The sequence below is a fragment of the Deinococcus murrayi DSM 11303 genome (genome assembly GCF_000482805.1).
Classification (GTDB): domain Bacteria; phylum Deinococcota; class Deinococci; order Deinococcales; family Deinococcaceae; genus Deinococcus; species Deinococcus murrayi.
This window is the reverse complement of sequence record NZ_AXWT01000026.1, coordinates 1-13411: the sequence shown is the minus strand read 5'-3', so window position 1 is coordinate 13411 and position 13411 is coordinate 1. Positions and strand designations below refer to the sequence as shown.

Below are 13411 nucleotides of genomic sequence, written 5' to 3'. Positions count from 1 at the left end.
CGGGCGCTGGCCTATGCCGGAATGGAGGAGGAGGGCGCGGGGCAGACCCGGTTGCGCCCGGCACGTTTGGCCCGGTACTGGAACTCGTCGGCCTGCTCGGTCGCGGCCCGCACGTCGGCCTCGGCGGGGGTGGGCGCAAAGGCGTACCCGGCGCTGAGGGTCAGGCGCAAGCCCGGCGGCAGGGTGGGCCAGTCGTGCTCGGCGACGGCACGGCGCAGGCCCTCGACGATCGCGTAGGCCCCGCTGGGGTCGGCGTTGGGCTGAAGCAGCAGAAACTCCTCGCCGCCCCAGCGCACCAGCAAGCTATTTGGGGGGGCGGCTTCTCTCAGCCGGGCCGCGACCGCCCGCAGCGCCTCGTCGCCGGCGGCGTGAGAGTGGCGGTCATTGATGCCCTTGAAGTCGTCGATATCCATCAAGACCACGAGCAGTGGTCCGCTTCCCTCCGGCAGAGCGAGGAGGCGGTCGTGGAGGCCCCGGCGGTTGAGCAGGCCCGTCAGCACGTCGTGCCGGGCCTGCTCTTCGGCGTGGCGCACGCTTTCTTTCCAGTCACGGGCCTGAGCGCGGGCCAGGCGCAGCTCGCGGAAGAGGTCGTCGTGGCGCTGCTCGATGGCTGCCAGCCGCTCCAGAGTGGTGTCGGCTTCGGCGAGCGCCTCGCGGGTGACGGCGAGGGCCGAGCCGAGGTCGCCGCCCCGCTCGTGCAGCTCGGCGATGGCCCGCAGCAGATGCTGGATATCGCGGTGTCGTCCCTGCTCGCGGGCGATGCCGAGGGCCTCGCGGTAAGATTCGTGCGCGGCACCGAGCTGTTCCCTGGCCGCCTGCACCTCTGCCATCGCCAGCAGCGCGTCGAGGTAGGAGCGCTGCCGAGCTTCCCGGTGGTGGCGCATGGCGGCTTGGGCGTGGGTCAGCGCCCGGTCAAGGTCGCCTTCGAGCACGTGCAGCCGCGCTGTATGGGCCTCCAGCACCAGGGACATCATGCGCGAGGGGGTTTCTTCCAGGGCCGCCCAGGTCGCGGCCAGCGCGGCCCACGCCCGCCCACGGGCCTCGGCCCCCGCGTCGGCGCGGCCCCGCAGGTGGGCGCGGCGGGCCAGCCCCAGGTAGGTCGCTGCCCGGTTCTCGTGGAGGTAGGGGGCCATCAACTGCCGCACGTCCGTTGGGGCCGTGCTCAGCAGCTCTTCAAGCAGGTTGAGCTGGTGCAGCGCTTCGGCAGCGCGGCCCGCGTGCTGCTCCAAAAAGGCGAGGTTGACGTGAATATTGGCCAGGTCGAGCGGGTCGCCGGAGGCGCGGGCGAGGGTTTGGGCTTCCAAGAAGTCGCGCCTGGCTCCGGTCAGGTCCCCGGCGGTCAGGCGCACGATGGCCCGCACGTTGTGCACGCGCGAGCGCAAGTCGTCGAGGCCGTGGGTGCGGGCGAGATCGAGGGCGAGGGCGAGGTGGTCAAAGGCGGATTCGTGGAGGCCCTGGCCCTCCTCAATCGAGGCCAGCACCGACAGTGTGTCCACCACGAGGGCGGGGTCGTCCAGCGGCAAGGCCAGCTCCAGGGCCGCCTGCGCGAGCTGCTGGGCCGTATCCAGCGTGTGCTCGCGGTAGTGCCGGGCGAGCGCGAGAAGGGCCGCGGCCCGCGCTGGTTCGTCATGCGCCTCTTCCAGCGCCGCGCGTAACGGCGCGGGCGCGTCCGGCAGCGCGGGAAGAGCAGAAGACGGTTTCATATGGAGTAGTTTGCCTCACTCCCTCTTGCTGAGACCTCACATTCTCACCACGCTGCTGCGTCCCCTTGGGGGAAGCGGCGGGGGAGGTCCGTCTTTCGGCGCACGCGTGGGCGCGCCGGGCACCCCTATGCTGGGGCCGTGAGCGCCACCATCGAAACGCGGGAACTGCGCAAGGTCTACCGGGGCCGGGCGGTCGTGGACGGCCTGAGCCTGACGGTGGGGGAGGGCGAGGTCTTCGGCTTTCTCGGCCCCAACGGGGCGGGCAAGAGCACCACCGTCAAGATGCTGCTGGGGCTGGTGCGGCCCAGCGGGGGCGAGGTTCGCGTCCTGGGCGGTTCGCCCGATGACCCCGGCGTACGGGCGCAGCTGGGCTTCTTGCCTGAACAGTTCCGCTTTCAGACCTGGATGACCGGCGAGGAGTTCCTGACCTTCCACGGGCGGCTCGCGGGGCTGGCGGCGGCGGAGGTGCGGACGCGGGTGCCGGAGGTCCTGGCACGGGTAGGCCTCGCCGGGCGCGGGCGCGAGGCGCTGGGGGGCTACTCCAAGGGGATGCTTCAGCGGGCAGGGCTGGCGGCGGCCATCCTGGCGCGGCCCCGGCTGGTCTTTCTCGACGAGCCGACCTCCGCCCTCGACCCCATCGGGCGGGTGGAGGTGCGCGAAATCATCGAGGCGCTGCGCGGCGAGGGGGTGGCCGTCTTCCTGAACTCGCACCTGCTCGCGGAGGTCGAACAAGTCTGCGACCGGGTCGCTTTTGTCAAGGCCGGACGGGTGCTGCGCCAGGGCACCCTGCGCGAGCTGACCGGGGGGGTGGTTCCGGTGGAGGTGGTCGTGGACACCCTCAGCGCCGAGTTGCGCGCGGCCCTCGCGCGGCTCGCGGAGGTGCGCCACATCGATGAGAACGTGCCGGGCCGCGCTGCGCTGGAGCTGTGGGTGGGGCGCGAGGACATCCTCCCCGCTCTCGCGGACGCCATTCACGAGCACGGGGCGCGGCTCTACACCCTGAACCCCCGTCGCCCCGACCTGGAGACGATGTTCCTCGACCTGATGGACCACCCGGCGTCCGCCCCAGAGGTGGCCCGTGCGTAAGGCCCTTCTCATCGCCGAACTCTCGCTGCGCGAGGCGGTGCGCAAGCGGCTGGTCGTCGTGCTGCTCTTGCTCACCGCCGCCTTTGTGGGCTTTTACCTCTACGGGGTGTGGCGGCTGGAGGGGACCCTCGCGCAGCGGGCCATCGACGCGGGGCTAGAGAGCCGCTCGTCGACGGGCGCGGCGAATATCCCCATCATGTACGCGGCGCTGTTCGGGATGTACCTCGTCTTCTTCCTGGGGTCGCTGATGGCGGTGCTCTCGACGGTGGGGGCGGTTAGCGCCGACGTGGAAAACGGGGTGATGCAGTCGGTGCTGGCCCGGCCCATCCGCCGCGCCGAGCTGGTCGCGGGGCGCTGGCTGGGCTTTACGCTCGTCAATGTGGGGTACGTGGCCCTCGTCAGCGCGGCGCTGCTGGGCGGCATCGCGGCCCTCACCGGCTACGTGCCGCCCGACGCCCTGCCCGCCGTGGGGCTGATTCTGCTCGCGGTCGCGCTGCTGACCGCGCTGACCGTTCTGGGGAGCACCCTCTTTACCACGCTCGCCAACGGCATCGGCGTGTTCGTGCTGTACGGGGCGGGCTTCGCGGGGGGCATTCTGACGGCCATCGGCTCTTTTTCCGACAGCCCCACCCTGCTCACGCTGGGACGGGTCGCCTCGGTGCTGATGCCCACCAACTCGTTGTGGCTGGGGGCGACCTACCACCTCCAGCCAGAGGTGCTGCGCCAGCTCGGCGCGGCCAGCCGCGGGGCCAATCCTCTGTTCAGCACCGACCCCATCGCGCCCGGCATGGTGCTGTGGGCGGCCCTCTACGCGGCGCTGGCAATCGGGCTGGCGATGTGGCGCTTCAGTCGGCGTGACCTGTAGTCGTCCCAAGAAAAAGCCGCCCACCTTCCAAGCGTGGGCAGCCTCCTTGCGGGCTTCAGGACGGGCGGGAGGGTTCGTCGGGCCGGGGCATCGCGTCGGGAATGGTCGGCTCTGCTGCGCCCGCACGGTCGGTCGTGAAGTCGGGGCGGTTGTCGGGGCCGGACCCCGCCTCGCCGCTCGCGGGGCTGGGATTCGTGGCGGGGGCTTCCGCTTCCTCACGGGGAACTCGCCCCGCCTCAACGCTTTCCTCGTCCTGGGCCGAGAGTTCGGCGATGAGACGTTCGCGAGCGCTGATTTCCTCGTCGACCCGGCGCAGCTCCTCCTGAATCCCGGCGAGGATGGCGGCGTCCGCCCCGGCGTGGTAGGCGCGGCCCAACCGGGCATACAGGGTGTCGAGTTCGCGGGTGAGGGTAAAGACTTCTACCCGCAGCCGCGCACTCTGGGCGACTTCCTCGCCCCGCCGCTGCACCCGCTCGGCCCCGCGGCGCACGGTGTCAAAGATGTTGTCGAGCATGGCCCCATTGTCCATCCCCAGGGGTGGGGCTGGGGTGAGGGGGAGGTCAGCCGGGCTTGGCCCTTGCTCGCTCCTCCCTGCCCGGCGCGGGCCGTTCCCACAGCGGTGAATCTGAAGGGAGGCCACAACCGCTTCCCGCCCCTTTGTCCTACCCTAGGTCTCATGACGCCTCCGCCCGTATCCCCGGTTCGGCCCCTGTGGGTGGCGCTGGGCTTCGTGCTCACGGGCCTGGGTTTTCTGGGATTGGTGCTGCCGGGGTTGCCCGGCACGGTGTGGTTCGTGCTCGCGGCGGCCAGCTTCGCCCGTGGAAATCCGAAGTGGGAAGCGTGGCTGCTCTCGCGGCCCGTAGTCGGCGACCTCGTGCGCGACTACCGGGCGGGCCGGGGGATGCCGCTGCGGGCCAAGTGGGTGGCCAGCGTCTCCATCGCGCTCGCGGTGGGCTTCAGCCTGACGCGCATTCCGGTCCTCGTGGGGCAGGTGACGTGGGTGCTCGTGGGGCTGGCGGGCATCCTCTACATCACCCTGCGCGTGCCCACCCGGCGGGCATGAGCCGCGGCCTGCTCGCGGCGGGGCTGGCGCTGGGCGCGGTCCTGACCGCCCTGCGGACCCGGCACCATGAGCGGCGCTATCCCCCGCGCGGGCGGGTGCTGCCGCTCGCGGACGGCCCCACCCACGTCATCGAGGGCGGGGGAGGGGACGCGCCCCCGGTTGTCCTGATTCACGGCAGCGACGGGGTGGCGCTCGACTGGCCTGTCTCGCCGCTGTGGGACCAGCTCGCGCCCCATGCCCGCCTCATCGCCCCCGACCGCCCCGGCCACGGCCACACGCCCGCTCGCCCCGGCACGCCCGTGACCGTGGAGGTCAATGTGCGGCGGCTCGCGGCGGTGCTGGACGCGTTGGAGGTGCGCGAACCCGCCCTGCTGCTGGGCCACTCCTACGGGGCGGCGGTGGCGCTGGCGTTCGCGGCCCGCTTTCCGGGGCGGGTGCGCGGGCTGGTGCTGGTGTCGCCCACGGCCTACCCGGTGCCCGGCCTGACCCGGCCCCTGGCCTACGTGCCGCTCATTCCGGTGCTGGAGACGTTGCTCACGCGGGTGCTGCTGCTGCCGCTGGGCCGGGCGGTGGCGTGGCTGGAGGGAGGCCGGGCCTTTCATCCCGCACCCATCCCCCCAGAGTGGCACGCGATGATGCTGGCCTTTTCGCGCCGCCGGGGACAGGTGCACGCCCTCGCCTGGGAAAACCGCACCCTGGCCCGCGAACTCGCGGCGCTGAAGCCGAGCTACCCGGCGCTGCACGTGCCTGCCGCCGTCCTTGCGGGGGCGCATGACCGTCTCACCCCGGCGGAGAGCCACGCGGTCCCCCTCGCGGCTTCGTTGCCGCAAGCGCAGCTCCACCTCCTCCCCGACGGCGGCCACCAGCTGCACTGGACCCATCCCGCCGAGGTCGTGCGGGCGGTGAGCGAGCGGCTCACCGAGACTCCCGCCCCACTTGTCCCGGCTTCCCCCCGCTAGACTCCGCGCATGTTAAGCGGGGTGCTGGAGCGGCTGGGCGAGTACGGCGACCAACTGCCGCGCTACACGGCCCCGCGCTGCTTGCTGGAACGGCAAGCGGTGGGGGGCTGCGACGCCTGCCACGCGATCTGCCCACATGGGGCGATTGCCTTGGAGGAGCACCGCATCACCATCGACCCTGCCCGGTGCACGGGCTGCGGCCTGTGCGTGCAGGTCTGCCCGTCGGGAGCGCTGGAATACGACCTCACCCCGCCGCTGGGCAGCGTGCGCGAGGGGGGGCAGAGTCCGGACGGTGAGGCCACCCTCACCTGTTCGCAGAGCGGGGCGGGCGGTCCGGCGCTCACCTGCCTGGGCCGGGTCACCCCCGCTGTAGTCGCCGCCGCCGGGGCCTGGGGCACCCCGCTGACCCTGCTGCACGGCAACTGCACGGGCTGCCCGGTGGGTGCGCCCGACGTGCCGGAGCGCCTCACCCGCGTGGTCGAGGAAGCCCAGGTCCTGCGCCAATCCACCGGACGCCCCGCCGTGGTCACCGTGCGCCCCGCCACCCCTGGTGACCGCGACCGGGCGGGCCGGGTGAGCCGCCGGGGGGCTTTTGCTGCCCTGTTCCGGGCCGGGCGGCAGGAGGTCGCGGGCCTCCTGCCCCAGCGCCCGCTGCCCTTCGTGGACTGGAGCGTCCCGCAAGAGCGCGTGCCGGAGGAGTGGCGCTGGCGGCGGCGCTCGCTGGTGCCCGCGCCCGCCTCTGACGCGCCCGTCGTCTGGCCCGCGCCCCTGGTGGACGAGAAGTGCATCGACTGCCCGGTCTGCGCCAACGTCTGCCCGACCGAAGCCATCACCCGCGAGTTCAAGCCGGAGGGCGGCGCACGGCTCCTGCTCGACCTCGCCGCCTGCACGGGCTGCATGGCCTGCGTGCGCTCCTGCCCGCCGGGGGCGATGCACCCCCAGCGCGAGTGGCTTCCGGCGGCCTTTGACGCGCCGCTGCTAATCCGGGACAGTGACAGCGTGATGTAGGGCGGGTGATGCGATCCGGAAAGGCGGGCCTACACGTACAACCGCGCATATTCGCGCCGCTCCAGCTCCGCCACGTTCAGCAGTTTGCCGACCGTATAGTACTTGATGCCCTCGCCGCCGGGCGTGAGGCAGCGGGCCTGGCTGCCGCGCGTCAGCGTGCAGGAGGCGTACCAGGGCGCAGGCAGCTCCCCCGCGTGCAGGGCCTGCCGGATGCGGCCCAGCGAGAGCATCACGCCCAGGCCGCTGGGCTGGAAATGGTGCAGCAGCCAGTCGGCCCGGGTGCGCAGGTGGCCGCCCTCGCGGGTGAACCACTCCGGGACCGCCGGAGTGCCGAACGCCAGCGTGCCGGGTGGAGGAGGCAGCCTCCCACCCCGCCGCGCGCCGCGCACCCAGAGCTGCTCGTAGGCCTGCGGCGAGATCAGGTCATGCGTCTCGAAGGCGACGTTCTCTGTCCGGCGGCTGCCTGCTGGCGCGGGAAAGTCGGCCAGCGCGTACTGCTCGGATTTGACCTCCAGCGTGCGCTTCTCCCCCCCCTGACTCCAGAGTTCCAGATCGCCGTAAACCTGCTCCTGCTGTGGGCGGGGTTCCAGCCGCACCTCCACCCCCAGCACCTGCTCGCTCACGGCGCGGCCTACCCTATGGTCCACCCGCACTACCACGCAGGCGAGGGGCGTGCCGTCGCGGAAGGGCAGGGCCTCCCGGTGCCGGGCGAGCAGCCGCGCGACGGCGACCTCCCCGGCATCACCCAGGCGTTTGGCGTCGTCGAAGGAGCGGGAGGTGGGGTCCATGCCCCATGCTAGGACGGCGCTCCGTTGCGTTGCCGCAAGTTTCAGGCGTCCACTCCACTGCGCGCCACCATTGCTGCGCCCCGTCCTAGGCCGCGCGTCTTCTCGCACAGGCTCCACATCGTCACCTCGGCTGCCACGCGCGGCCCTCCCCGCCCTACACTGAACAGCGTGTTGCCCGTCCGCTCCCCCTACGCCCGACTGGAGGGGTTCTTGCGCGACATTCTGGGGGACGGCGCGGTGTTGCTGCACGAGGAGGACCCCGCCCCCGCCCGCACCGTGAAGGCGACCGCGTTGGGCTGGTCCCCCGCCGTGCAGCGCGGCTTCGGCTTTCCGGAGGTCTACAGCCACCAGGCCGAGACCTACCGCCGGATGCGGGATGGCGAGCACGTCATCCTGACCACGCCCACCGCGAGCGGCAAGACGGGGGCCTTTTTTCCGGCGGTCTTCGAGCGGCTGGAGCGTGATTCGGGGGCGACCGCCCTCTTCGTCTACCCCCTGGTGGCGCTGGGGCAGGACCAGCGGGACAAGCTGGCGGCCTTCCGCGAGCGCGGCGGCTTCGGGTGGGACATCGCCGCCTTTCAGGGCGCGGCGCAGCCCGGCGAGGTCTTCCGCGACGACGTGCGGATGGTCACGGCCACGCCCGACAAGCTGCACTGGTCGCTGACCCACCCCCGCGTGCGCGACTTCCTGCGGCGGCTCTCCTTCCTCGTGCTGGACGAGGCGCACACCTACCGGGGCGGCTTTGGGTCGGAGGTCGCCGGGATGCTGCGGCGGCTGTTGGGGCTGGCCCGCGCCCTGGGGGCCACTCCGCAGGTGGTCCTCTCGACCGCTACCATCGGCAACCCCGCCGAGTTTGCCCGCGAGCTGGTGGGCGTGGAGGCCACCCAAGTCAGCGAGTCGGGAGCGGCCCGCCACGGCAAACGCTACTACCTCGCCGACCACCGGGGGCAGCCCCGGCGCTTCTGGGACGCGGTGGTCAGCGCGAGCATCCAGCGGAACCTCAAAATACTCGCCTTTTTCCGGGGCCGCTCGCGGGCGGCGCGGCTGTACTCGACCTACCGGGCGCAGCCGCTGAACCGCTCGCATGTCCACCTCTACATGGCGGGCACCTCCGACCGGGAAGGCCGCCTCACCGAGTTTCGCCGCGCGAGCAGTGGGGTGATGTTCGCCACCAACGCGCTGGAGGCCGGGGTGGACATCGGTGACCTGGAGGTCGTCATCATCGACGGCTATCCCGGCTCGCGCATGGCCTTTCGGCAGATGGCGGGGCGGGCCGGGCGGGTCGCGCCGGGCCTGGTGCTGTATCTCCCCGCGCTCAACGAGCAGGGGGTGCCGCAACCCGTGGACGCTTTTTATTCCAACGCCGAGAACTTCCGCGAACTCGTCACCGGCCCTATCGAAAAAGCGGTCGTGGAGGCCGAGAATCCTTACCTCGCCCCCCGCCACCGCGCCCGCGCCAACGAGGAATGCCGGGCGGCGGGTCTTCCGGCGGACCTCTCTCCGGGACCGCGCTACTGGAACCTGCGCGGCGAGGGGAGCGCCAAGTTCGCGGTGATTGAGGAAACCGACTGGGCGCAAAAGGGACCCCGCGCCTTCGACACCCCGCTGGAGTCCCCCAGCCAGCACTACGCCCTCACCGAAAAGCATGAGGGGGCCATCTTCACCCTCGACGGCCAGGGCTACAAGGTCACCCGTTGGGAGGCGCACCCTGCCGGGACCGCCATTCTGGTGCAGAAGTTCGACGCTGCCAACCTCTTCACGCGCGGGCTGTACGCCATCGAGGTCAGCCCGGTGAAGATGGGGGAGTGGGTGCGCCGGGGGCCGCTCGCCTACCGCCACGGCGAGGTCATCATTCGGCGGCGTTACGCGGGCTACATGATGATGCGCCAGGTCTTCGAGCGCGTGTGCACCGGCTGCGACCGGGTGCCTGACCCCAGCGAGCGGGTCTGCCGCGCTTGCGGGGGCCGCATCCAGGACCGCATGCAAGACCACAAGCTCTCCGAGCATCTCTACGACGAACCCCTCGAACTGCCCCCCTTTCGCACCTCGGCGCTGGAAGTCGGAGTGGACGCCCGCGCCACCGAGAAGCCCACGGCAGTCGCCCACACCCTCAAGCACCTGCTGCACAAGGTGACGCCCGAACGGGTCGCCTGCGACGAGAACGACCTCGCGGGGGCCTTCCGGCAGGAGCGCGACAACTATTTCTTCCTGTACGACGACTGGGTCGGGGGGCTGGGCGTCAGCCGCCGCGCTTTCGAGAGCATGGACGACCTGCTGCGGCGCTCGCTCGACCTCGCCGCCAAGACCTGCTGCCAGGAAGGGCACGGCTGCTACGAGTGCATCGCCGTGAGCCGCTGCTTTAGCCCCTTTCTCGCCAGCGGCGAGCGGCGGCCCACCGACAAGGCCGCCACCCGCGCCTTTCTGGGAGCCTTGCTGGGCGTCGAGCGGGTGCCCGCCCCCGCCCCTGTACCCGATGCAGTCACCCTCCCGGCTCAGCCCGCCCTGCCCCCCTCTTGGCCGCTGCGAGCACGCGAGCTGCTGGACCTGCACGGCCTCTCGCTCCCCGAAGTCAGCGCTCGCCTGGGCATCCCCAGCCGCGAGCTACAGCGGGCGGTGAGCCGCACCGAGCCACTGCGGCTGCGCCACGCCAAGTTCGGGGAGGGCGTGTTCCTGCAAGGCTTCCACGCCGGGGACCGCCGTGAGGTGCTCGTGTATTTCCCCGGTGTGGGCCAAAAGCGGCTGCTGCTGAAGTTCGCGGGGCTGACCGTGGTGGAGAAGGTGCCTTCCGCCGCGCCGGGCGGTTGACCCTTCGCGCTGGCCGTGGCTATACTTCACTGCGCCCCACCTCTGGGGCCGCGCCGAGACCTAGGGATATGGTGTAACGGCAGCACAACAGATTTTGGATCTGTTTGTCTAGGTTCGAATCCTAGTATCCCTGCCACCAGAGCCGCCTCCGGGCGGCTTTTTGCTGATTTGCGGAAGTCTATGAGAATCAAAGGCAACCCTCCTCACGTTCCGTCAGCGGGGGTTCACGCTCCGTCAGCGGCGGGGGCCTACGCTGAAGCCAGCAGCTTGGAAAAGCGCGACCTGGACGGACAGTTCCGCCCCGCTTTCCCTGCCAGGAGACTCCATGAAGAAGCCCGCCTTGCTCCTCGCCCTGACCGCTTCCGTGTTCTCCAGCCTGGCCCTGCCCGCGCAGGCTGCGCCGCGTCTCAGCACCCAAAGCATCATCGTCAACCCGGTGCCCACCACCCTGGAGGCCCGCGTCTGGGTAGACCGCGACCCCAGCGGCACTCGCACCCCGACCTACCGCATCGGCGAGCGTATTCGGCTCTCGGTCAGCGTGAACGAGAACGCCTACGTCTACCTGTTCTGCCTCAGCCCTGACGGGACGGTTGACCAGATTCTGCCCAACCGCCTGGGCGGCAGCAACTTTGTCCGCCGGGGCGAGGTGCGGACCTTTCCCGCCGCGAACGACAACTTCGTCTTCAATGTGGGCGGTCCCGCCGGGCTGAACAAGGTCCTCGTCATCGCCAGCCGCCGTCCCCTCAACCTCTCCGAACTCAGCTCCTTCCAGGAAGGCCAGGCCTTCGCCACCGTGCAGCCCCAGGGCAGCCAACAGCTCGCTCAGGCCCTGAGCATCGTCGTCAACCCGGTCACCCAACCCATTCCCCAGCAGGACTGGGTGAGCGACGTCGCCTTCTTCAACGCCGTGCGCTGAGGGTCAGCGCTTCTGGGCGGGCATCCTGCGGGGTGCCCGTCTTTATTTGGTCAGGACGTAAAAGGCCCGCTCGCCCTCCCGCGCCAGGTCAGTCACCGCGTAACCGCGCTCCAGATAGGTTCCCAGCGCCGCCCGCAGCGCGAGCCGCCAGGCCAGCCGCTCGCTTTCCGGCAAGCACTCGGTGTGGGTCGGCACCTCCGCGAGCAGGCGTGGGGCGTCGGCGTCGGGGCGCGGGGTGCTGGGGAGGCCGCCCTGCCCCTCCAGCACGACCTCGCCCTCCGGCCCCGGCGCGGGCCGCTCCTGCGGGGGCCGGGTGAGGTCCCACTCCACCATCAGGCGGTCGGCGGGAAAGGCCGTCTCCCGCGACTCTCCCAGGGCGTACCAGTCCGGGTGGTAGCTCACCGCCCGCGCGCCGAGCTTGCCCAGATTCAGCCGGGCATTGCGGGCGACCAGGGGGTCAAAGGTCCAGGTCATCCGGGTGAGGCCCTGGGCGAGCACCCGCTCCCGCTGCGCGAGTTTCAGGGCGACGGCAGCCCCGCTCCCGCGCCAGTCGGGGTGAACCGCCAGCAGGTGCGAGTGGTGCCAGACCTCGCCGCCCCGCAGCGCCGGGAAGCCGTAGGCCAGGCCGAAGGGCGTCTCCGGGTCGTCCTCCGGGTACGCGCCCAGCACCACCGCTCCCGTGTGCGCCCCGATGCGGAACATGGTCGCGGGAAGCACCTGGCGGTCGGCGTAGCCCCAGGCCGCCACCTGCACGGCCTCCAGCGCCCGCATCGCCCAGGGGTCGGTCACGTCCCGGACGGTGAAAGCCCGCCCCCTCAAGCCCGCCACTCCTCGTGCAACTCGGCCCGGCTCGCCACGAAGTCGCGGTTGAGCGTCACCCCGATGCCGGGTCCGGCGGGCACCGGCATCAGGCCGTCCCTGGCCTCCAGCGCCTCGTTCACCACGTCCGTGTCCCAGTAGCGGCTCGCCGAGCTGGTGTCGCCCGGCAGTGCGAAGTTCGGCAGCGTCGAGAGGTGGATGTTGTGTGCTCGGCCCACGCCGCTCTCCAACATGCCGCCGCACCACACCGGAGCACCGAAACTCGCGGCCACGTCGTGCACCCGCCGCGCCTCGGCGTGCCCTCCCACCCGCGCCACCTTCACGTTGATGACTCGCCCGGCCCCCAGCGCCAGCCCCTTGCGGGCGTCGGCGGCGCTCGTCACGCTCTCGTCGAGGCACAGGGGCGTGCGCAACCGCCGCTGTAACTCGGCATGGTCGATGAGGTCGTCCCAGGCGAGGGGCTGCTCGATATAGGTCAGGTCGTAGGCGTCCAGCGCGGCCAGCCGCCCGGAGTCGGCCAGCGTGTAGGCACTGTTGGCGTCCACCGTGAGGCGGATGTCGGGAAAGGTCTCGCGCACCGCCCGCACGGGGGCCACGTCCCACCCCGGCTTCACCTTCAGCTTGATGCGGCGATACCCCTGTTCGACATGTCGCCGCACCAGCTCGACGGTTGCGGCCTCGTCCGGCTGAATGCCCAGGCTCACGCCCACCTCGACTTCCGTCTTCGTACCCCCCAGCAGCGTGCCCAGCGGCAGCCCCAGCGTCCGCGCCCACAGGTCCCAGGCCGCCATCTCCACCATCGCGCGGGCCATGCGGTTGCCCCGAAAGGGGCCAAGGGCCGCCTCCAGCGCCTGCGGGTTGGCAAAGGTCCGGCCCAGCACGCGGGGCAAGAAGACCTCGCGCAGCAGCGCCAGCGCTCCGGCCATCGTCTCTTCGCGGTACAGCGGGGCGGGTTCCATCGTGCCCTCGCTCAGGCCCGACACGCCCCCACCATGCAGCGTCAGCAGCGGCACCCACTTCTCGCTCTGCACTCCGAAGCTGGTCTCAAAGCGGAACTTCAGCGGCAACCGCACCAGTGTGATTTCGGCAGCTTCGATGCTGAACATGCCCCAGTATGCCCGTCCTGGCGCGGGTTCTTCAGACATGGTCAGGAGGCGGGCGGGGGGTAGTTGACAGAGTTGGGGGAGGGGTGTATCTTTTCTGAGCCTCAAGCGAGGCGGGCAGCATGACAGGCGAAGAAGAGCGAGAGCAGGGCCACCTGACAGGGTGGTACGAGCGGCTGGTCACCCCGACTGGCTCCAGACTCGTGAAGGTCTGCGGACCAAACAAGCCATGCGAACGGGCATGGGTCAACACTAATCCACTTGCAGTCCGCGTGCGGACTGCTGTTGGAACCATT

The 13411-nt window shown here is 71.0% G+C and carries 12 protein-coding genes and 1 tRNA gene; 8 read left to right on the top strand and 5 right to left on the bottom strand.

The features are described from left to right. Positions 1-11: 11 nt before the first annotated feature. Positions 12-1703, bottom strand: a complete 1692-nt coding sequence (locus tag H565_RS15695) for a GGDEF domain-containing protein (RefSeq protein ID WP_027460336.1) — start codon at positions 1701-1703, stop codon at positions 12-14. 138 nt (positions 1704-1841) lie between these two features. On the opposite strand from H565_RS15695, the gene H565_RS0106530 reads away from it, so the two are divergent. Both H565_RS0106530 and H565_RS0106525 read left to right on the top strand, forming a co-directional pair. After that, positions 1842-2789 (top strand): ABC transporter ATP-binding protein, encoded by a 948-nt coding sequence (locus H565_RS0106530; protein WP_027460335.1) that lies wholly within the window; start codon positions 1842-1844, stop codon positions 2787-2789. After that, positions 2782-3654, top strand: a complete 873-nt coding sequence (locus H565_RS0106525) for an ABC transporter permease (RefSeq protein WP_027460334.1) — start codon at positions 2782-2784, stop codon at positions 3652-3654. Before H565_RS0106530 ends, H565_RS0106525 begins: the two co-directional genes overlap by 8 nt. A 55-nt stretch (positions 3655-3709) precedes the next feature. On the opposite strand, the gene H565_RS15690 is transcribed toward H565_RS0106525, so the two are convergent. Beyond that, a complete protein-coding gene (locus H565_RS15690) occupies positions 3710-4168 on the bottom strand; it encodes a hypothetical protein (RefSeq protein WP_051363453.1) in 459 nt (152 codons plus the stop codon). A gap of 162 nt (positions 4169-4330) precedes the next feature. On the opposite strand from H565_RS15690, the gene H565_RS0106515 reads away from it, so the two are divergent. From H565_RS0106515 to H565_RS0106505, 3 genes are read left to right on the top strand one after another with little or no spacing between them, the layout of a single operon-like run. Further along, positions 4331-4717 carry a YbaN family protein gene (locus tag H565_RS0106515; protein ID WP_027460333.1) on the top strand — a complete coding sequence of 129 codons (387 nt, stop codon included), beginning with the start codon at positions 4331-4333 and terminating at the stop codon, positions 4715-4717. Next, positions 4714-5676 carry an alpha/beta fold hydrolase gene (locus H565_RS14530; protein ID WP_051363452.1) on the top strand — a complete coding sequence of 321 codons (963 nt, stop codon included), beginning with the start codon at positions 4714-4716 and terminating at the stop codon, positions 5674-5676. Before H565_RS0106515 ends, H565_RS14530 begins: the two co-directional genes overlap by 4 nt. A gap of 9 nt (positions 5677-5685) precedes the next feature. Continuing rightward, the gene (locus H565_RS0106505; protein WP_027460332.1) at positions 5686-6684 is read left to right on the top strand and encodes a 4Fe-4S dicluster domain-containing protein; all 999 of its coding nucleotides are present in this window, start codon (positions 5686-5688) and stop codon (positions 6682-6684) included. Positions 6685-6713: 29 nt separating this feature from the next. Here the strand turns inward: H565_RS0106505 and H565_RS0106500 are convergent, their stop codons facing one another. Beyond that, positions 6714-7472, bottom strand: a complete 759-nt coding sequence (locus tag H565_RS0106500) for a hypothetical protein (RefSeq protein WP_027460331.1) — start codon at positions 7470-7472, stop codon at positions 6714-6716. A 168-nt stretch (positions 7473-7640) separates the two neighbouring features. Between H565_RS0106500 and H565_RS0106495 the strand changes: the two genes are divergently transcribed. From H565_RS0106495 to H565_RS0106485, 3 genes are all read left to right on the top strand, one after another. After that, positions 7641-10277: a DEAD/DEAH box helicase gene (locus H565_RS0106495; RefSeq protein WP_027460330.1), complete on the top strand. Its 2637-nt coding sequence runs from the start codon at positions 7641-7643 to the stop codon at positions 10275-10277. Positions 10278-10339: 62 nt separating this feature from the next. Next, a tRNA-Gln gene (locus H565_RS0106490) sits at positions 10340-10413 on the top strand. Between the two features lie 189 nt (positions 10414-10602). Further along, positions 10603-11193, top strand: a complete 591-nt coding sequence (locus H565_RS0106485; protein WP_027460329.1) for a DUF4384 domain-containing protein — start codon at positions 10603-10605, stop codon at positions 11191-11193. A gap of 42 nt (positions 11194-11235) precedes the next feature. Here H565_RS0106485 and H565_RS0106480 read toward each other — a convergent pair whose 3' ends face one another. Together H565_RS0106480 and menC are read right to left on the bottom strand one after the other, a co-directional pair. After that, positions 11236-11964, bottom strand: a complete 729-nt coding sequence (locus H565_RS0106480) for an acyl-CoA acyltransferase (protein ID WP_051363455.1) — start codon at positions 11962-11964, stop codon at positions 11236-11238. 44 nt (positions 11965-12008) lie between these two features. After that, positions 12009-13118: an o-succinylbenzoate synthase gene (gene menC, locus H565_RS0106475; protein WP_027460327.1), complete on the bottom strand. Its 1110-nt coding sequence runs from the start codon at positions 13116-13118 to the stop codon at positions 12009-12011. Positions 13119-13411: the final 293 nt, after the last annotated feature.